This window comes from Candidatus Mycalebacterium sp., from assembly GCF_977828045.1.
Genome location: NZ_CDWCUL010000006.1, coordinates 23,524 through 41,693, shown reverse-complemented (window position 1 = coordinate 41,693; position 18,170 = coordinate 23,524). Strand labels below are relative to the sequence as shown.

Genomic DNA, 18,170 nt, shown 5'->3' with positions numbered 1-18,170 from the left:
CAACCTCACGCAACGCAGAGCGGAAGGGAAAAACTGTTGGGATTAATACGCAAAATCAGAGACGTCAGGGACCCGTGGAGCGTCCGGCTTGAGGAGCAGAGAAAGGAAAGTGATGACTCCGACAGTCCGAACGAGCCCGAAAATGAAAATGAAGAGGTTCGCAAAAAGCGGGAAATGTTCGGGAAAGTTTTTAACGGGGGCAAACCGGAATAATTAAAAATCCATTGACATTGAGGGCTTTTTCCTTACCATTGGAACGTAATGATTTTTTCGCCAAACAGTATGCAGAGGGCTAAAAGCTTATGCCCGGCATAATTGTAGGTTCCAGCGAGAGCATAGACAGCGCTCTCAAGCGTTTCAAAAAACAGGTTGAAAGAGCGGGTGTTGTTTCGGAGATTCGCAGGCGGCAGTTCTACGAAAAACCCAGTCAGAAAAGGAAAAAAAAGGTTTTGGCTGCTATAAAACGTGTGAAGAAGTCACGATGATGAGCGGGTTGCTTATCATGCGGCGCGGGGTTTTGAGTGCTAACAGGGGATTTGTTCCCCGTTTTGCGGAAAAATGGCGGAAGTTTCTACAGAGGAACTGAAGAGCAGGGTTAGCATAGTTGATGTCGTAAGCAACTATGTGTCCCTGAGAAAGGCGGGCAGGTCCCATACGGGGCTATGCCCTTTCCATGATGACAAAAATCCGTCCCTTCACGTAAGTGATGAAAAGAGGATGTTCTACTGCTTCAGTTGCAGGGCGGGCGGAGATGTTTTCGCGTTTCTCCAGCGCGTCAAGGGGTGCGACTTTAAAGAGGCTCTTCACGAAGTCGCGGACAAGGCGGGTGTCAGTGTAGAGCGTTTCGCGGGGCGCAAAACCTCCAACGACGAATTTTTCACGATTAACAGGTCGGTCTGCGATTTCTTCCACAAATCCCTTCGAAACGGAACCGAAGAGTCCAAAAAGGCGCTTTCCTATCTCCGGCGGAGGGGAATTAATTCCGAAATCATTGAGCAGTTTTCAATCGGCTATGCTCCGGCTTCGGGCTCCGCTGTTCCGGAGTTTCTATCAAAACTCGGCTTGCCGCTTCGCCGCGCGAAGGAACTGGGACTCGTGGATTCCAAAGAGGGCTCGTCCGACCTTTACTGCAAGTTTCGCGCCCGCATTATGTTTCCGATATTCAGCCCGGATTCCAAAGTTATCGGTTTCGGCGGCAGGATAATTGACGAAAACGTGCGCGCGCCGAAGTATCTGAATTCCGCGGAGTCGCCGGTTTACAAAAAAAGACGCTCTCTTTACGGACTGAACAAAACAAGGCAGGAGATTAGAAAACAGGGCGTTGCCGTGCTGGTTGAGGGATACACCGATCTTTTGTCAGTTTACGCGGGCGGCGTTAAAAACGTTGCGGCGTCTCTCGGCACATCTCTCACAAGAGAGCAGGTGGGCATTCTTAAAGGCTACGCGGACGACATTGTGATTTTGTATGACGGTGACCGCGCCGGAATGGACGCCTCTTTTTCCGCGGGAGAGGTTTTTATGGCGAGCGGTGTTGTTCCGCGTGTGGCGCGGGTTCCCGAAGGGCTTGATCCGGACGGGTTTGTGAGGAACAATGGCACGGATGCTCTGTGTGCGGTTCTTGACAGCGCCCTTCCGCTTACCGAGGTTCTTATGGAAGACATAGCGGCGGTGCTTGCGGAAAAACGGATTTCACAGTCAGCGGCGGCGAAAAAACTTATGGCGATTGTTCCAATTCTCGGAGACAGCACAGAAGTGGGTCCCTATGTGAGAGAGGTTTCATGCAGATTCGGCTTCAGGGAAGCCGACCTCTATTCACTGGCTTCGTCCGCCGGCAAGCCGCGCACTCCGGTTCGTGATTTGCCGGCCGCGCCATCGGTCCCGGAGGTTGGTTCGGCGGAGATGATGTTGCTGAAGATTGCGCTCAAGTTTCCCGAAATGGCTGAATTTCTGTGCGCCGAAGAGATTATGAAATACATTCCCCGGGGCGAAGTGAGAGACATCATATCTTCAATCCGTGCTTCCGGTATTGCAGGCTCGGAGCATGCTTCCGAGGGGGCGGCGGGCGGACTGCTTTCCCGCGCGTATTTCACACTTGAAGAGATTGACTTTATGGACGAAAGCAATGTTAGGCGCGAGGTTGAAAAGTGTTTTGTAAAACTCAAACTGGACGCAATAGGCAGGGAACTCAAATCCGTGCGCGAAAGTTTGCGGGTTCTTGAGACCGACTCTCATGATGATGCCCGTGGCGGCGAGCTTATGAAACGTTACAGGGATTTGCTTGATGAGCGGAAAAAACTTACACGGGGGGATTTATCATAGAGTCCAAAGTAAAAGACACGACACGTGAAGAGGAAGAGTTTTACGGGGAGGAAACATCGGAGACCGTGCCCGATGTCAGAGGGTCAGCGGAGAAAGACCCGATGCGGACCTATCTGCAGGATATCTGTATGCATCCCCTCCTGACAAGAGAGCAGGAAATCAGGGTTGCCAAAGACCTTGAAAAATCCAAAGAAAGGGTCGCACAGGCGATTCTGAGTTGCAATTTTATGAAGCACGAATTTTGCTCCGATGAAAAGGCCGACCTCGCCGTGCCCGGCAAAAAAGAGGTGGAGAAGAACCGTTACAAAACAATGTTTGTCACGCTTGCCGGATATATTGAGCAAGGCGTGGAGATTGGGAAAAAAATTGGCAAAATGAAACAATCCGGCGAGAAACTCAGGGCGTTCTCGCGTAGGAAATCACGCAATATGAAGAAAAAAATGGAAATCATCAAGGATATGAACCGCCAGAACAACCTTTTGTTCAAGCGCCGCCTTGACGCTGTTGAGCAGGCGGTGGCGGACGTTCTTTCCGAAATTGATGAGAAATCCGCGCTGTATAAATCCACACGCTCGCGCAAACGCAAAGACGAGTGTGAGAAAATTCTGGCAAAACTCCGCAAGCGGTATGTTCCGCAGAAAGAAGACGAGGTTGCCGCTTCTCTGTCCGCACTGCGCACCTCATGCAATGATGTTTCAGAGAACAGAAAAAAGCTTGTTGAAGCAAACCTGCGTCTTGTCGTGAGCATAGCGAACAAATACAAAAACAGGGGGTTGCCGCTTCTTGACCTGGTCCAGGAGGGCAACATTGGGCTCAGGCATTCAGTTGACGTGTTTGAATACCGCAGGGGCAACAAGTTTTCCACTCACGCGAGTTGGTGGATAATGCAGGCGGTAACGCGCGCCATTGCCGAGCAGTCAAGGGTGATAAAGATTCCCGTCAATGTGGTGGAAAATGTCAGCAAGATATACAAAACAAAGAGGGCTTTGTCTCAAAAAATGAGGAAGTCGCCATCTATTGACGACATAGCACGCAAACTTGAGCAGACTCCCGGCGAGGTTTCAAAAACGATGCGTCTTGCAAACGGCACTCTCTCGCTTGATGTCACGGTTGGAAACGAGGATTACAGTAGCACGATAATGGATTTTGTGGAGGACGAAAGTCCGGACAGTTGTTCGTCTGAGATTTTTGAGAAAGAAGAGTTTCGGGAGATTGTTCACAAGGCGCTTAAGGTGCTCAAACCAAATGAACAGAAGGTGATTTGCATGCGCTTCGGTATCGGTGAAGAAAAGAAGGAGCACACCCTTGAGGAAATAGGGCGGCAGATTGGAATTACAAAGGAAAGAGTCAGGCAGATAGAGGTTGAATCGCTTGCCAAACTGAAGAGAAGCAGCAGAAAATCGCAAATCCGCCTCTATGCGGATTGACAGTTTTTCATCCCCGTGATAAATTGAGGCTTGAATCTGGGTGGCTATACCAGAGAGGAAACACCCGGCTCCATTCCGAACCCGGAAGTTAAGTTCTTTTGGGCCGATGATACTGCCCCCTGCGGGGGTGGGAAAGTAGGTTGCCGCCTTGGTTCTTTCCATATACTGACAACATTTCCCATGTCAGCCGTCTGCAAAATATCTGTTTTTGTTTCTGGCAGCGGCGGCAATCTCCAGGCAATTATGGACGCCAAAATCGCGGGGTTGCGCATCGCTCCCGTTGTGTGCGACAATCCACACGCCCGCGCCATTGAGCGCGCGCGCGCCGCCGGTTTGCCGATTGAGGTTGTTGACCGCACGGGGTTTTCCTCCCGTGAGGATTTCGAGGCGGAAATAATCTCGCGTTTTGACAAGCACAGCCCCGATTTGATAGCGCTTGCGGGTTTTATGAGGATACTGTCTCCCGATTTTATAAAGCGGTTTGAAGGGAGAATAATCAACATACATCCGTCTTTACTGCCGGATTTTCCGGGAATGCGGGCGGTAAAACGCGCTCTTGATTCCGGAGCGCGGCGGACGGGGTGCACGGTGCACTTCGTTGATGAAGGCGTTGACACGGGTCCGGTGATAAAACAGGCGGATGTTTCAATCGCACCCGATGACACCGAAGAGACGCTCACTGAGAAAATACACGCTCAGGAGCACCGCATCTATCCCGAAGTAATAGCGCTTTTTGCCGAAGGGCGAATAAAACTTGACGGCGGAAAGGTTGTCGTCAGTTAGCGGACGATTTCATCGTTCTGCCGACCGCTTTTGCGACCATGGCGGTTCTTTTCATCAGGTCTTCAAACTTTTCGGGTTTTAAAGACTGCCCGCCGTCGCTGAAAGCCTTTTCCGGCTCGTTGTGGACTTCCACCATCAGTCCGTCCGCTCCTGCGGCAACCGCCGCCAGTGCAACGGGTGTAACGTAGTTCCAGTATCCGGTTCCGTGGCTTGGGTCGGCAATAACCGGAAGATGGGTTTTTTCCTTCAAAACCGGTATGGCGTTCAGGTCAAATGTGTTTCTGGTCGCCGTTTCAAAAGTTCGTATTCCCCTTTCGCACAGCATAACGTCGGGGTTGCCTTCGGAAAGTATGTATTCGGCGCACATGAGGAACTCGTTTATGGTGGTTGAAAGCCCTCTTTTGAGCAGAACCGGCTTTCTGGTTTTGCCGACAACCTTCAGCAGAGAGTAGTTTTGCGAGTTTCTCGCTCCTATCTGAAGCACATCGGCGTATTGCTCAAGTTCATCAATGTCGCCGACGTCCATTATCTCGGTAACAAGCATAAGCCCCGTTTCCTTTTTCGCCTGAAGCATAAGATCAAGCCCTTCCCGTCCGAGACCCTGAAACGAGTAGGGCGAAGTGCGCGGTTTATAAGCTCCGCCCCGAAGCATCGTTGCGCCCGCCGCCTTGACGGCTTTTGCAATTTCCATAATCTGGTTTTCGCTCTCAACCGAGCACGGCCCCGCGATTACGCCGATCTCCGTGCCGCCGATTTTTGTGTTGCCAACCGTTACTTCGGAAGTCATATCCTTTACTTCGCGGCTCGCAAGTTTGTAGGGTTGGAGAATCGGCACAACCTTCTCCACCCCACTGAGTAGAGCAAGGTTTTCCCTGTGGGCGGTTTTGTCTCTGTCGTCTCCGACAACCCCGATGACCGTGCGCAAAACCCCTTCTATGGGTTGCGCTTTGTAGCCCAAATCCTCAATAACGGATATAACTTTGTTGATTTCCCCCGCAGTCGCGGAGTTCTTCATTACAATTATCATTTTCTAATTTCTTCCTTTAATACGGGCAAACACTATATCACAACCTGAAAACTTGTCCCCGTTTTCCTTGACTTGCCCTTTGGCACTTTTACAATTACCGATAAGGGGAAGAGTGATGCCGCCAAGCACTAAACGGACAAACGGAAAAGCGCCGCAAACGAAAGACCGCCCGTGGATAATGCGCACTTACGCCGGGCATTCAACGGCGAAGGCGTCCAACGAGCTTTACAGAAAAAATCTTAAAAAAGGGCAGACGGGGCTCAGCGTCGCCTTTGATTTGCCCACCCAGACCGGATACGACAGCGACAGCCCGCTTGCCGAGGGCGAAGTCGGCAAGGTGGGCGTTCCCGTTTGCCACATTGAGGATATGGAAACCCTTTTTGACCGCATACCGCTTGAAAAGATGAACACCTCAATGACGATAAACGCGACCGCCGCATGGCTGCTGGCGCTTTACATAGCGGTCGCCGAAAAGCGCGGCACGGACTCGTCTCTGCTCCAAGGCACCACCCAGAACGACATAATCAAGGAATACCTTTCGCGCGGCACTTACATTTTCCCGCCCGCGCACTCAATGCGTCTTACTTCCGACATGGTGGTGCACTGCTATCGCAACGTTCCGAGATGGAACCCCATCAACATATGCAGTTACCACTTGCAGGAAGCCGGAGCGACTCCCGTTCAGGAAATTGCCTACACAATATCAAATGCGGTTGCCGTGCTTGACGCCGTGAGAGACAGCGGCGCTATTTCGGAAAAAGATTTTCCGGGCGTGGTCGGCAGGGTGTCGTTTTTTGTGAATGCGGGAATCCGTTTTGTGGAAGAGGTTTCCAAGCTTCGCGCGTTCACGGAAATCTGGAACGATTTGACCAAAAACAGATACGGTGTCAAAAATGAAAATTTTCGCCGGTTTCGCTACGGTGTTCAGGTCAACTCTCTGGGGCTTGCCGCAGACCAGCCCGAAAACAATGTGGCGCGAATCATACTGCAAATGCTTGACGTTACGCTTTCAAAAAACGCCCGCGCCCGCGCCATTCAGTTGCCCGCATGGAATGAAGCGCTCGGGCTTCCCCGCCCGTGGGACCAGCAGTGGTCTCTGCGGTTTCAGCAAATTCTCGCTTTTGAGACCGACATTCTTGAATACCCCGACATCCTTGACGGTTCAAAGGTGATTAACGCCAAATCGCGCGAACTCAAAAAAGCCGCGCTTGCCGAAGCCGGCAAGATCGCGGACATGGGCGGCGCGCTTGAGAGTATCGGGTATATGAAGGAGAGTCTTGTTGCTTCAAATGCTTTGCGCGTTGCCGCCATTGAATCGGGCGACATTATGCGGGTTGGTGTGAACTGCTTTACCGAAACCGAAGAGTCTCCTCTCACGAAGTCGCTCGAAACCTCAATTCACAAATCTTCGCCCGCACTCATTAGAGATCAGATAAACAGGCTCGCTGCGTTCAAAAAGAAAAGGAAAGCCGCGAAAGTGAAAAAATCGCTGTCCGCACTTACCTCTGCGGCGCGCAATGGAAAAAACATAATGCCCGTATCAATAGAGTGCGCTCGCGCGGGCGTTACCACCGGCGAGTGGGCGGACGCTTTGAGAAAAGAGTTCGGTGAATACAGGGCTCCCACGGGAGCGTCCGTTGAGTTATCGCGCGGTATAAAACACGATGAGGACAAGCGCGTCAGGGTTTCCGTCAAAAAAATACGCGACAAACTCGGCAGGCCGCCAAAAATTCTCATAGGCAAACCCGGGCTTGACGGACATTCCAACGGCGCCGAACAAATAGCCGTTCGCGCAAGAGACATGGGAATGGAGGTTTTGTATCAGGGAATCCGCCTCACGCCCGAACAGATAGTGAGCGCGGCGGAGCAGGAAAATGTTGACTTGATAGGCTTGAGCATACTTTCGGGCTCGCACAATACGGTGGTTCCAAAGATAATGAAGATGCTCAAAAACAGGGGAATGTCCGATATCCCCGTCATCATGGGCGGCATTATTCCCGATAAAGACGCGAAAAGACTTATGAAGTCAGGGGTGAGAAAGGTTTACACGCCGAAAGATTTTTCCCTGACCAACATAATGAATGACATCGCGGAACTTGTTCTTGAAAGCAGGTCGTAGATCACTTGTATTCCGGCTTTGAAAAATCGCCGTCAAGCATCTTTTGCACGGGATGCCGTTTATCTTTGAGTTTTTCTCTGGCGAAATCCCTTTCATACCTTTTCTTTCTGGTTTGGAGATGGGTCTGCGAGATTTTCAGCGTGTCGCCCGAATAACTGAAAACAAGTTTGGAGTCCGGGAGGTCCCACGATTTGACTCTGTAAGAAAAAATCTCCTCTTCGGCGTCAGGCTCGCCGTATCGTTCTCTAATCGCCGTTTCAACCGCAAGCGCGTCTTTCTCATCCGCGCCGTTGCCGAGCAAGGTAACCGCCTCAATTTTGTCTTTGTAGAAGGAAAGCCTCGTTATTGTTTCCTCTGTGCCGACCGGAATTTGAGCCGCCGAACCGGAGAAAACCACCTCTTTTCTCGCGTTCTTGGTTTTGCCTTTTTCAAGCGTTTGGAGACCCATATCGGCCGCTCTCTTAAAAGCGTGTTTTGAGGGAGTCATCAAATCAAAACCCAGAAGCGGCTCACCGGATGCCGCCGGGGCGGTAAACGCAAGGCAGAAGAATACGGCGAAAACAGCCGCGAAACCTCCTGTTTTTTGTCCCCCGTACCGACTCAGAGAAAACTCAATCATCCGTGTTATAATACAAAAACTGTGATTGACATCAAGAGCCGCATACGAGATGTGCCTGATTTTCCGCGCGAGGGCATATGCTTTCACGACATCACACCTTTGCTTCAGGACGGCGAGGCATTTTCACAAACCGTTGGCAGAATGTTGGAAATGGTGGAAGGCGTTGATTTTGACAAAATCGTCGCCGTAGAATCGCGCGGTTTTATTTTCGCATCCGCTCTGTGCTCAAAGATGGACAAGGGCATGGTTTTGGTAAGAAAAATGGGAAAACTGCCGCACTCCACGCAAGCGGAATCCTACGATCTTGAATACGGAACGGACTCCCTTGAAATACACAAGGATGCGGTTGGCAAAGGTGAAAAGGTTCTCGTGGTGGACGACCTGCTTGCCACCGGAGGCACGGCGGAGGCGTCCGGTCGGCTTGTGAGAAGCATCGGGGGGCGGGTCGCGGGCTATCTTTTCCTTATTGAGCTCACCGGTTTGGATGGCGCGTCCAAACTGGAAGAGCCGGTGTTCTCCGTTATCCAGTTTAAAGTTTGAGGTGCTGAAAAACGCCCGTAAAATCACAAGTAAAATCCCGGACAAGCAGCCCGTATCAGATTAAAATCGGCGACGGGCTTTTTACGCTCATCGCTTCGGAACTCGCGGAAATACCCGGCGTGGACTGTTGGGCGGTTATAACCGATTCCAATGTTGCGCGCCTTCACGCTCCGGCGCTTATTTCAGAATTGAAAAAGAGCGTCTCCCGCGCCGAAATTTTTGAATTTCCGGCGGGGGAAAGCAGCAAAACAAGGGAAACAAAACAGAGCATTGAGGATATGATGCAGAAATCCCTTCTCGGAAGGGACTGCGCCGTCATAGCGCTTGGAGGCGGCGTTGTGGGGGATATTGCGGGATTTGTCGCGGCGACATATTGCAGAGGCGTGCCTTATGTTCAGGTTCCCACAACCCTTGTTGCCTGCGTGGACAGTTCGGTTGGCGGAAAAACCGGCGTTGACACCCCCTCCGGAAAAAACCTCATAGGGGCGTTTCATCAGCCAATAGCCGTTTATGCGGACGTGGAGCTTCTTTCCACTCTTGAGCCCGCGCACATTGTTGAAGGGGTTGCCGAAGTCATAAAATACGGAGTCATCAAAGATCCGGAACTGTTCGCGTTTCTTGAAGAAAATATGGACGCGGTTCTCAACAGTAACGAGCGGGCGCTGCTTCATATAATTGAGAGAGGTTGTTCAATCAAAGCGCGCGTTGTGGAAGAGGACGAAAAGGAGGCGGATTTGAGGAAAATCCTCAATTTCGGACACACGGTCGGGCACGCAGTTGAAAACCTTTCGGGTTACTCAATACCGCACGGCGGCGCGGTCGCGATTGGAATGGTTGCCGAAGCGCGAATATCACAGGCGATGGGGCTTCTGCCCGAAAGTGAAACCCGGAGGATTGAAGATCTGATTAAGTCCGCGGGTCTTCCGTTTGAGATTCCCTCTGGAATGGACGGGGCGCGGCTTTTTGAGGCGATGAAACTTGACAAAAAAGTCCGCGCGGGCAACGTGGAAATGGCTTTGCCGCGTGCGATAGGCGAAATGGCGACCGTGGGCGGGAGCCACTGCATCGCCGTTGATGAGAGCGTTTTATGAACCTGCGGAGCGCGGCATTTGATGTTTCGGAGCACCTGCCGCCCATTTCAAAACAGACCCTCTTTGGCGACTCAAAACCCGTAACTCTGGACATCGGGTGTGGCGACGGCGAGTTTCTGCTTGAACTTGCGCGGCTGATGCCGGATTTTAATCACGTCGGGGTTGAGGTTAAAGCGGGCAGATTCGTCAAAGCCGTGAGAAACGCGGAAAAAAGCGGCGCACAAAACCTCAAATACATCCATCTTGACGGCTTGCTTGCGGTGGGGCTTTTCGCCTTTGCGACCTTTGACCGCGTTTACATAAATTTCCCCGATCCCTGGCCCAAAGACCGCCATCGCAAGCACAGAATTGTGAATGCCGATTTTGCGTCCGTTCTTGCCCGCGTGATAACCGGGGGCGGGCGCTTTGAAATCGTGAGCGACCATGATGAATACATTGAGCGGTGCACGGAGGTTTTCACGCGCTCAAAAATGTTCCGGAGGATTTCGGGCGGCGAGGCGCCGCTTTCGTATCCGGGCGACAGACCGCAGACCAGATTTGAAAAGATATTCAGGGAACAGGGGGCGGAGATTAAATACCTGATATACGAAGCGGGCGGCGCGTATTGACAAAGCGAGCCGTTCAGGTTTCATACTTGCGGTTTTTGTTTCAGAGTGAGCAGTGGAAACACTGCGGTTTCGTAAAAGAGTAGGAAACAGGAGAAAGCGGTTATGCCCCTATGCACAAGCGAGCATGAAGAGATAAGACAGTCGGTGCGCAAATTTACCGAGGAAAGAATTGTTCCCATTGCGGCGGAAATCCACAATGAAAACAAGGAAATTCCGCCGGAGATAATCAGGGAGATGGGGAAACTCGGATATTTCGGGATGATTTTCCCCGAAGAATACGGCGGGGTCGGGCTGGACTACGTTAGCATGGCGATAGTTACCGAAGAACTCAGCCGCGGGTTGCTCAGCGCCGGAAGCATTATGACGCGCAACATCATCACCGGAACGCTTCTGCAAAACGGCGGGACGGAGGAGCAGAGAAAGAAGTTTCTTCCGGGTCTCGCAAGTGGGGAACTGATGTCCGCCGCGGCTTTCACTGAGCCCGACAACGGGTCAGACCTTGCGGGAGTCAAAGTTACCGCCACAAAAGACGGTGACCACTACATACTGCACGGAGAAAAGACATGGTGTACATTCGCCAACAGGGCGAATGTTCTCGCCGTGCTCGCGCGAACGGATCCGGATGCGTCCAAAAGGCACAAGGGCTTGAGCATATTCCTGGTTGAGAAGGAGCCGTCAGAGCATCTTGACCACCCCAACATCGCGGGCGGTCCCATTCCCACGATTGGCTATCACGGAATGAAGTCTTTCACCGTCAGTTTTGATGAATGCAGGGTTCCGGCGGAAAACCTTCTGGGGCTTGAGGAAGGCCAGGGGTTTTACCACCTTATGACCACTTTTGAGGCGGCGAGGATACAGACCGCGGCAAGGGCGGTCGGGGTCGCGCAAGCGGCTTTTGAGGAGGGAATTAAATACGCCAAAGAACGTGTGCAGTTCGGGCAACCGATAAGCGATTTTCAGATTATACGTCACAAACTGTCCGAAATGTGGGTTGAGATTGGAAATCCGCGCGCAATTTGACCTATGTTGCCGCGGAGAAGAAAGACAGCGGCAAACGTTGCGACCTTGAAGCCGGAATCGCCAAAGCCAAAGGGGCGGAAATGGCGGAGTTCGTGACCAGAGAGGCGATGCAGATATTCGGCAGTTACGGATATTCCTCGGAATATCCCATGGAGAGATTCTGGCGGGACGCGCGCGTGTTCAGCATCTTCGAAGGCACAAGCGAAATTCAGCATGAAGTAATCGCCAGACGGCTTCTTGAGATTTATTGACAAACCTTTCAGGACGAAAAAAACAAGGAGGAAAAAATGTTTGTATTAGACAACGGTTCAAGAGTTGTGGTTCCGAGAACGGAGCTCACCTATCCAGGGCACAATATGAAACTTCACTCAAACGCCGCCGACCCCGTAAAGGCGCCTGTTGATCACGTGATGGCGGATCTTGAAGACGCCTGCCCGTATGAGTTCAAAGGCGACAAAAGCAGGGCGGTTATGGTTGAAGCGCTCAACACGCTTGATTTCGGCAAAAAGGTTGTAACGGTTCGTCCCAACAACGTGCGTTCAGATTTCTTCAAAGGCGACATTGAGGCGGTTATGAGCGGTGCCGTGGACAGGTTTCACGGCGTTATCGTTCCCAAGTCAAACGGCCCCGAAGACATTAAAATCGTCTCGGACCTGCTGGACAAGTTGGAGAAGAAGCACGGCTGGAAAACAAAGGTCGGCATAGAGGCGCTGATTGAGCGCCCGCGCGCCGTGAAATACGCCTACGAGATAGCGACTGCGTCTCCGAGAATGGCGGGACTTGTTTTCGGAATAGCCGATTACGCGGCCGAACTCGGTCTTGACCCCGACCTTCTTCTGGAAAGGCAGAACGAGGTTTTTTACTACGAGAAAAAAGCCGTTGTTACGGCGGCGAAAGCGGCGGGGCTTCACGCGATAGACAACGTCTATCTCAGAATCTGGAGAAAAGATGCCAAGCCCGAAACCATAAAAGAGATTGAGAAGGGTCTTGAGAAAAAATGTGCGGGCTCCGCGGATATTGGAATGGACGGAACCTGGGTTATCCATCCGCAACAGGCTCTGATATCCAACACGGCATTCTCTCCGACCGACAAGCAAATAGAAGATGCCAGGCACCAGCTTGATTTCTACCATGAACAGGGCGGCGGCAGCATGTTTGACCCGAAACCGGGCAGATGGTTGACGAAGCGACCGCGAAAATCGCGCTTATGCGCATTTCAAAAGCCCTGAACGCCGGAATGATTGATCAGCATACGTTGAAACAATGGCTGAAAAAAGCATGTCAATTACCGGATACAATATATTGAAAGGGCGGTAATCCGGGCATTATCCGCCCGTAGCCGTTGTTTTTAACGGGCAAACATGCGCCTACTCGCAGTTCCACTGGTTCTCGCTTTTCTGCTGGTTTCGTTCCCCGCACAGGGAGCGGCTCAGGAAAGTCAGTCGCTGGCAATCTCGGAAGTTTCCATAAGAGGTGGCGGAGAGATTGACCACTCCGAGATGAAAAGCGTTATCTCGGAGATTGTTCCGAGCGGCAAATTCTTACGCAGAACCTATCCCGAATTCGACAGATTCAAGGTTGAGAGAAATATGGAATACCTGCGGCAGTTTCTTGTGGGCAACGGGTATTACCGCTCTTCAGTAACATGGCGTCCGGTTTATGAAAAAAACAAAAAAAGGGTTGCCATAGAGATAAATATTCAACTCGGCAAGCACGTGGTTGTGTCTGAGGTGAAGATTGACATCAAGGGAGCGCTCGCGCCCGAACAGATAGCGCTTATCAGGGAAGCCATTTACGGCGTGCCGCTCAAAGAGGGCGAGAGGTTTTCCGTACAGCGTTTTCAAAAAGCCAAAGGGGTTGTGAAGAACACCCTGCTTGAGATGGGCTACGCCTCGGCGTCGGTGGATTCAAAAGGAGAGGTCAGGCGCAAAGAGAGGCGTGCGGAGGTGATGTTTGCCATTGAGCCGGGTCCGCCGCACATTTTCGGCAACATAGGGATTCGCACCGAAGATGAAACCCTGCGCAACCTTGTGATAGAAAACCTTACCTACCGCACCGGAGAGCCCAGTTCGCCGTCAAAGCTTTTTGAATCAAAAAGGCGGCTTGTCGCACTGGGGTATTTTGAGTCCGTTTCCATAACTTCGGAGATTGACAGCGAGGCGGCGGTGGTTTCCACGGTTGTTACTCCCGTGCGAAGAAAAACCATGACCTTCCAGTTCGGAGTCGGGGCCGGGTCGGTGGACAAACTGCGCGGCCGCGTGAAACTGATAAACCGCGATTTTTTGAATCTGAACAGAACTTTGGAACTTTCCGCGCGGGCTTCTTTCGCGTCTCAGGGCGCCGCCGTTAGTATTCAGCAGACCGGATTTCTGGGGGCGAACTCAAACCTCTCGTTGCTTTTTGACATCCGCAGAGACGATTTTCCGAGTTATGAGGCGGATTTTCTCATATTTTCTCCCGAAATCAGAAAGGACTTTGCGCACGGCTTGTTTTCCGTCCATTTCAATCCCGCCGCAATCAGGTCTGAAATAAGATCGCAAGCGGGGGACACAAATCTTGCGCGCGGACTTCATGACATCTTTCTATCCACGCTTACGGGCGGTTTTGATATAACGGCGACCGACAATCCGGTGGATCCGTCCGGCGGCTTCACAATGAACGCCGATGTTGAGATTTCGCCCGCGTTTCTGGGCTCCGATGAGGAGTATGTGAAGACCGTTTTTGAGGTCGCCGGATATTTCAGCCCCGCAGGCGGGGTTGTATTCGCCAAGAAGTTTCAGTTGGGGTTTCTGTCTCCGTTCGGACATACGGGCCGCGATGACGTTCCGCCGTTTGTAAGACTGTTCGCGGGCGGTAACAAAAGCATGAGGGGTTTTCCGTTTCAGGAGTTGGGCCCGCTTGATTCACGGGGCGACCCCGTTGGCGGAAACTCGCTCGTAACCGGAGCGTTTGAGATGCGCTTTCCCATATGGCAGAAATTTGGCGGAGTGGCTTTTCTTGATTACGGAAATGTTTTTCCGAAAAGTTTTGACTATCCGCTTGATGACCTGCGATACGCCATTGGCGCGGGGATGCGTTATAAGATTGCGGGAATTCCGATTGCTTTTGATTTCGGCTACGCCCTCAACCACGACCCGCGCCTGAAACGGTATCAGTTCTTTCTGGACGTGGGACACGCCTTTTAGCGTTTGCCAAGCGTTCTGTTTAGATTTCGCGCCGCCTGCCCTATGCGTTTTTCGTTTTCCACAAGAGCGAAACGCACAAACCCTTCACCGTGTTTGCCAAATCCCACCCCCGGAGACGAGACAACACCCGCTTTTTTTATGAGCATTTTTGAAAACTCAAGCGAGCCCATTTTTTTAAACTGTTCGGGAATTTCCGCCCAGACGAACATGGTTGCGGACGGGGGCTCAATCTTCCAACCGGCTTTGGCAAACGATTTTATGAGTTTGTCGCGCCTCAAGCGGTAGGTTTCTCTTATTTCGTCAACGCATTTCTGCGGACCGTTCATCGCCAGAATGGACGCGATTTGTATGGGCTGGAAGATTCCGTAGTCAAGATAACTTTTAATCTTTTTCAAATGAGCCACAATCTCCGGATTGCCCACCATAAAGCCGACCCTCCAGCCCGGCATATTGTAAGTTTTTGAAAGTGAGTAGAACTCAACGGCGACTTCCCTTGCCCCCTTGACCTGCATTATGCTCGGAGGCGTACCGTTAAAACACAACTCCGCGTAGGCGAAATCGTGAATAATCAAAATCCCCGCCTCACGCGCCAAATCCACAATCTTTTCAAAAAAATCAATGCCGACCGTTTGAGTGGTCGGGTTGTTCGGAAACGACACCAGAATCGCCTTCACCTTTTTTCCGCCCTTGCGCACCGCTCTCTCTATTGAGCCGATAAGTGTGTCCGTGTCAGAGACAAGCGGAACCGAAACCGGTTTGCCTCCGGCTATGGTTACCGAATAGTGGTGGATTGGATACGCCGGAACCGGAACGATTACGCTGTCTCCGGCGGAGATGAGGCACGGCATAAGGTGTGAAATTCCCTCTTTGATGCCCATTGTGGCGACCGCTTCTCTTTCGGGGTTGAGCGTTACGTTAAACTTTCGCTCGTACCAGTCGCAAACCGCTTTTCTCAAGTTCGGTATTCCGGCGGACGCCGAATAACGGTGGTTGCGCGGGTTGCCGGAAGACTCAATCAGTTTCTCAACGATATGACCGGGGGTTGGGCGGTCCGGATTTCCCATACCCAAATCAATTATGTCTTCCCCTTTTATCCGTGCGTCTTTCTTGAGTTTGTCAACCGTGCTGAAGACGTATTCCGGAAGGCTTTGTATAAGAGGCGACTTCCATCGCCCGCCCGAACCTTTCATGATAAAGCGATTATATTTTAACGCCCTTGAATTTCAACTTGCCGCTTCGGACTTTTCCCGTCCGCTTTTGCCTGTTAGATTTATTTTCAATGGAAAAAAAGCGGACAAAAAAGGTGCGAACCACCCATCTCAAGCGCATGAAGAAAGACGGGCGCAAGATTGTCGCCATCACGGCTTACGACTGGTCTGTTGCTTCAATCGTTGATGAGTGCGGCGTTGATATTGTTCTGGTGGGCGATTCGCTGGGCAATGTTGTTCAGGGGCTTGAGAGCACAATTCCGGTGCGCATGAGCGAAATGATTTACCACACGCAAAATGTGGCGCGCGGCGTCAAAACGGCGCACCTGTGTGCGGACATGCCGTTTCTTTCGTATCAGGCAAGCAACCGTGACGCCATAAAGAATGCGGGAAATCTTATGAAACTCGGCGGCGCGGAATCCGTAAAAATAGAGGTCGGCGCGAGGCGCTACACAAAAACCGTTCGCGCCGTTACAGACTCAGGAGTTCCCGTTATAGCGCATGTGGGACTGTGTCCGCAGTCGGTCAACATGCTCGGCGGATACGGAGTTCAGGGGAAAACTTCCGAATCCGCACAGTTGATATACGACCTTGCCCTTGAATGCGCCGGCGAGGGGGCGTTTGCGCTTCTTCTTGAGCGTGTTGAGCATTCTCTTACGGAAAAAATAACCTCCGCAGTTGACATACCGGTCATAGGCATCGGTTCGGGCGGCGGATGTGACGGACAGGTTCTTGTTTTTGACGACATGGTGGGTCTCACAAAGGGTCCGCTGCCGGGTTTTGTGAAGAAATACGCCGCAGCAAGAGAAATCTTTTCCGTTGCGACCAAAGAATACATCCGCGAAGTCAGGCAAGGCGTTTTTCCCTCTCCGGACGGGAAAAAACGGTGAAAACCCCGGCCATCATCAGAACGGTTGACGAGATGAAGAGGTTTTCGTCCGCCGCCGCGCGGAACGGGCGCAAAGTCGGGCTTGTTCCGACCATGGGATCCATTCACGAGGGGCATTTGAGTGTTGTGCGGGAGACTTCCCCCCATGCCGATGTGTGCGTGGCGAGCATATTTGTCAATCCGTTTCAGTTCTCGGCCGGAGAGGACTACGGAAGTTACAAAAGGGACGAAGAGGGCGATGTTGAGAAACTTTCCGCCGCCGGAATTGATGCTGTTTTTCTACCGTCTGCGGACGAGATATACCCGCCCGGGTTTCAGACCTCCGTTGATGTGGGCGAGTTGCAGAATTTTCTTTGCGGCGCTTCAAGGCTCGGTCATTTCAAAGGGGTGGCGACTGTTGTAGTGAAACTTTTTAACATCGTCAGCCCGGAGGTGGCGGGGTTTGGCGAGAAGGATTTTCAGCAACTTGCGATAATCAAAAGAGTCGTCAGGGACCTCAATCTTGATATTCGCATAGTCGCCGTTCCCACTGTGAGAGAGCCGTCCGGTCTTGCCATGAGCTCACGAAATGAATATCTTTCCAAACAGGAAAGGGAAACGGCGGTTGCTATTCCGCGCGTTTTATTTAAAATGAAGCGGCTTTTTGAGTCGGGTATGCGTGAGAGCGCGGAGATTTTGAAGGACGGCGGGCAGTTTCTCGCCGGTGAGGGGATTGTTGAGGTGGATTATCTTGAGATTTGTGACCCCGAGACGCTTGTTCCGGTTGAAAAGGCGTCCAAAGGGAGTTTGGCGGCAATTGCCGCGAGGGTCGGAAAAGCCAGGCTGATAGACAACATAAGGTTTTGAAGGGGAGAAAGGGGGTATATTGCCGTGAAAGTAAGTCTGCTAAAATCGAAGATTCACAAGGCGACTGTTACAGAAGCCGATCTTGAATACGAAGGGAGTTTGACTCTTGATCCGGTTCTCATCGAGGCGGCGGGTTTGCTCGTCCACGAGAAGGTCTCCATATTCAACGTTACCAACGGTCACAGGTTCTTTACATACGTGATAGAGGGTGAAAGAGGCACAAATGCGGTGTGCGTGAACGGCGCGGCCGCCCATCTGGCACGTGAGGGCGATTCGTTGATTATCGTGAGTTTCGGCTCATACGATGAGAGCGAATGCAAGAACCACAAGCCCAAGTTTGTTTATGTTGATGAGCGCAACAACATCACGGCGGTAAAACACGAGGTGAGCCCCTTCACAATACCGGAGGTCGGCCAGAAACAATAATAATTCTTGAATTTTCCTCTCTTACGGGGGATAATACAAGGTAATTGACGGCTGGCGTTGTTT

General features: G+C 51.8%; 19 protein-coding genes and 1 rRNA gene. 17 read left to right on the top strand and 3 right to left on the bottom strand.

The features are described 5' to 3' along the window. Positions 1 to 36: 36 nt before the first annotated feature. The 6 genes from ACY430_RS01005 (at position 37) to purN (ending at position 4,529) form a co-directional block, all read left to right on the top strand. On the top strand, positions 37 to 213 hold the full coding sequence (locus ACY430_RS01005; protein WP_462137047.1) for a hypothetical protein: 177 nt from the start codon (positions 37 to 39) through the stop codon (positions 211 to 213). A gap of 89 nt (positions 214 to 302) precedes the next feature. Next, positions 303 to 485 carry a 30S ribosomal protein S21 gene (gene rpsU / locus ACY430_RS01000; RefSeq protein WP_462137046.1) on the top strand — a complete coding sequence of 61 codons (183 nt, stop codon included), beginning with the start codon at positions 303 to 305 and terminating at the stop codon, positions 483 to 485. A gap of 73 nt (positions 486 to 558) precedes the next feature. Then, positions 559 to 2,319, top strand: coding sequence for a DNA primase (gene dnaG / locus ACY430_RS00995; protein ID WP_462137045.1), 1,761 nt, complete (start codon positions 559 to 561; stop codon positions 2,317 to 2,319). A gap of 65 nt (positions 2,320 to 2,384) precedes the next feature. After that, complete coding sequence (locus ACY430_RS00990; RefSeq protein WP_462137044.1) at positions 2,385 to 3,746, top strand: sigma-70 family RNA polymerase sigma factor; 1,362 nt, start codon at positions 2,385 to 2,387, stop codon at positions 3,744 to 3,746. 36 nt (positions 3,747 to 3,782) lie between these two features. Continuing rightward, a 5S ribosomal RNA gene (rrf, locus tag ACY430_RS00985) occupies positions 3,783 to 3,898 on the top strand. Positions 3,899 to 3,926: 28 nt separating this feature from the next. Next, entirely contained in the window at positions 3,927 to 4,529 is a 603-nt protein-coding gene (gene purN, locus ACY430_RS00980) for a phosphoribosylglycinamide formyltransferase (RefSeq protein WP_462137043.1), read from the top strand. Here purN and aroF read toward each other — a convergent pair. Continuing rightward, entirely contained in the window at positions 4,522 to 5,556 is a 1,035-nt protein-coding gene (gene aroF, locus ACY430_RS00975; RefSeq protein WP_462137042.1) for a 3-deoxy-7-phosphoheptulonate synthase, read from the bottom strand. The genes purN and aroF overlap by 8 nt on opposite strands. 115 nt (positions 5,557 to 5,671) lie before the next feature. On the opposite strand from aroF, the gene ACY430_RS00970 reads away from it, so the two are divergent. After that, on the top strand, positions 5,672 to 7,675 hold the full coding sequence (locus ACY430_RS00970) for a methylmalonyl-CoA mutase family protein (protein ID WP_462137041.1): 2,004 nt from the start codon (positions 5,672 to 5,674) through the stop codon (positions 7,673 to 7,675). A gap of 1 nt (position 7,676) precedes the next feature. Here the strand turns inward: ACY430_RS00970 and ACY430_RS00965 are convergent, their stop codons facing one another. Continuing rightward, a complete protein-coding gene (locus ACY430_RS00965; RefSeq protein ID WP_462137040.1) occupies positions 7,677 to 8,294 on the bottom strand; it encodes a hypothetical protein in 618 nt (205 codons plus the stop codon). A gap of 24 nt (positions 8,295 to 8,318) precedes the next feature. Here ACY430_RS00965 and ACY430_RS00960 point away from each other — a divergent pair, with 24 nt between their 5' ends. The 7 genes from ACY430_RS00960 to ACY430_RS00930 all read left to right on the top strand — a co-directional run bounded on the left by ACY430_RS00960 (position 8,319) and on the right by ACY430_RS00930 (position 14,738). Further along, on the top strand, positions 8,319 to 8,834 hold the full coding sequence (locus ACY430_RS00960; protein WP_462137142.1) for an adenine phosphoribosyltransferase: 516 nt from the start codon (positions 8,319 to 8,321) through the stop codon (positions 8,832 to 8,834). A 59-nt stretch (positions 8,835 to 8,893) separates the two neighbouring features. Further along, a complete protein-coding gene (gene aroB / locus ACY430_RS00955) occupies positions 8,894 to 9,925 on the top strand; it encodes a 3-dehydroquinate synthase (RefSeq protein ID WP_462137141.1) in 1,032 nt (343 codons plus the stop codon). Continuing rightward, complete coding sequence (gene trmB / locus ACY430_RS00950) at positions 9,922 to 10,533, top strand: tRNA (guanosine(46)-N7)-methyltransferase TrmB (protein ID WP_462137039.1); 612 nt, start codon at positions 9,922 to 9,924, stop codon at positions 10,531 to 10,533. The genes aroB and trmB overlap by 4 nt, the downstream gene beginning before the upstream one ends. Positions 10,534 to 10,635: 102 nt before the next feature. After that, complete coding sequence (locus ACY430_RS00945; RefSeq protein ID WP_462137038.1) at positions 10,636 to 11,553, top strand: acyl-CoA dehydrogenase family protein; 918 nt, start codon at positions 10,636 to 10,638, stop codon at positions 11,551 to 11,553. Beyond that, positions 11,550 to 11,804 (top strand): acyl-CoA dehydrogenase family protein, encoded by a 255-nt coding sequence (locus ACY430_RS00940; RefSeq protein ID WP_462137037.1) that lies wholly within the window; start codon positions 11,550 to 11,552, stop codon positions 11,802 to 11,804. The genes ACY430_RS00945 and ACY430_RS00940 overlap by 4 nt, the downstream gene beginning before the upstream one ends. A gap of 36 nt (positions 11,805 to 11,840) precedes the next feature. Beyond that, positions 11,841 to 12,782 carry an HpcH/HpaI aldolase/citrate lyase family protein gene (locus ACY430_RS00935; protein ID WP_462137036.1) on the top strand — a complete coding sequence of 314 codons (942 nt, stop codon included), beginning with the start codon at positions 11,841 to 11,843 and terminating at the stop codon, positions 12,780 to 12,782. Between the two features lie 132 nt (positions 12,783 to 12,914). Continuing rightward, positions 12,915 to 14,738: a BamA/OMP85 family outer membrane protein gene (locus tag ACY430_RS00930; protein WP_462137035.1), complete on the top strand. Its 1,824-nt coding sequence runs from the start codon at positions 12,915 to 12,917 to the stop codon at positions 14,736 to 14,738. Here the strand turns inward: ACY430_RS00930 and ACY430_RS00925 are convergent. Further along, positions 14,735 to 15,928, bottom strand: a complete 1,194-nt coding sequence (locus ACY430_RS00925; RefSeq protein WP_462137034.1) for an aminotransferase class I/II-fold pyridoxal phosphate-dependent enzyme — start codon at positions 15,926 to 15,928, stop codon at positions 14,735 to 14,737. The two genes, ACY430_RS00930 and ACY430_RS00925, sit on opposite strands and share 4 nt — an antisense overlap. 89 nt (positions 15,929 to 16,017) lie before the next feature. Between ACY430_RS00925 and panB the strand changes: the two genes are divergently transcribed. From panB to panD, 3 genes are read left to right on the top strand one after another with little or no spacing between them, the layout of a single operon-like run. Next, the gene (panB, locus tag ACY430_RS00920; RefSeq protein ID WP_462137033.1) at positions 16,018 to 16,836 is read left to right on the top strand and encodes a 3-methyl-2-oxobutanoate hydroxymethyltransferase; all 819 of its coding nucleotides are present in this window, start codon (positions 16,018 to 16,020) and stop codon (positions 16,834 to 16,836) included. Continuing rightward, positions 16,833 to 17,681 (top strand): pantoate--beta-alanine ligase, encoded by an 849-nt coding sequence (gene panC, locus ACY430_RS00915; protein WP_462137032.1) that lies wholly within the window; start codon positions 16,833 to 16,835, stop codon positions 17,679 to 17,681. Before panB ends, panC begins: the two co-directional genes overlap by 4 nt. 24 nt (positions 17,682 to 17,705) lie before the next feature. Next, on the top strand, positions 17,706 to 18,107 hold the full coding sequence (gene panD / locus ACY430_RS00910; RefSeq protein ID WP_462137031.1) for an aspartate 1-decarboxylase: 402 nt from the start codon (positions 17,706 to 17,708) through the stop codon (positions 18,105 to 18,107). Positions 18,108 to 18,170: the final 63 nt, after the last annotated feature.

What these genes read in the sequence shown, in the direction of transcription:
- panB (WP_462137033.1), top strand. Translation starts at nt 16,018, where the DNA reads ATGGAAAAAAAGCGGACAAAAAAGGTGCGAACCACCCATCTCAAGCGC.
- ACY430_RS00945 (WP_462137038.1), top strand. Translation starts at nt 10,636, where the DNA reads ATGCCCCTATGCACAAGCGAGCATGAAGAGATAAGACAGTCGGTGCGC.
- aroF (WP_462137042.1), bottom strand. Translation starts at nt 5,556, where the DNA reads ATGATAATTGTAATGAAGAACTCCGCGACTGCGGGGGAAATCAACAAA.
- ACY430_RS00970 (WP_462137041.1), top strand. Translation starts at nt 5,672, where the DNA reads ATGCCGCCAAGCACTAAACGGACAAACGGAAAAGCGCCGCAAACGAAA.
- trmB (WP_462137039.1), top strand. Translation starts at nt 9,922, where the DNA reads ATGAACCTGCGGAGCGCGGCATTTGATGTTTCGGAGCACCTGCCGCCC.
- ACY430_RS00930 (WP_462137035.1), top strand. Translation starts at nt 12,915, where the DNA reads ATGCGCCTACTCGCAGTTCCACTGGTTCTCGCTTTTCTGCTGGTTTCG.
- ACY430_RS00935 (WP_462137036.1), top strand. Translation starts at nt 11,841, where the DNA reads ATGTTTGTATTAGACAACGGTTCAAGAGTTGTGGTTCCGAGAACGGAG.
- dnaG (WP_462137045.1), top strand. Translation starts at nt 559, where the DNA reads ATGGCGGAAGTTTCTACAGAGGAACTGAAGAGCAGGGTTAGCATAGTT.
- rpsU (WP_462137046.1), top strand. Translation starts at nt 303, where the DNA reads ATGCCCGGCATAATTGTAGGTTCCAGCGAGAGCATAGACAGCGCTCTC.
- ACY430_RS00925 (WP_462137034.1), bottom strand. Translation starts at nt 15,928, where the DNA reads ATGAAAGGTTCGGGCGGGCGATGGAAGTCGCCTCTTATACAAAGCCTT.
- purN (WP_462137043.1), top strand. Translation starts at nt 3,927, where the DNA reads ATGTCAGCCGTCTGCAAAATATCTGTTTTTGTTTCTGGCAGCGGCGGC.
- ACY430_RS00965 (WP_462137040.1), bottom strand. Translation starts at nt 8,294, where the DNA reads ATGATTGAGTTTTCTCTGAGTCGGTACGGGGGACAAAAAACAGGAGGT.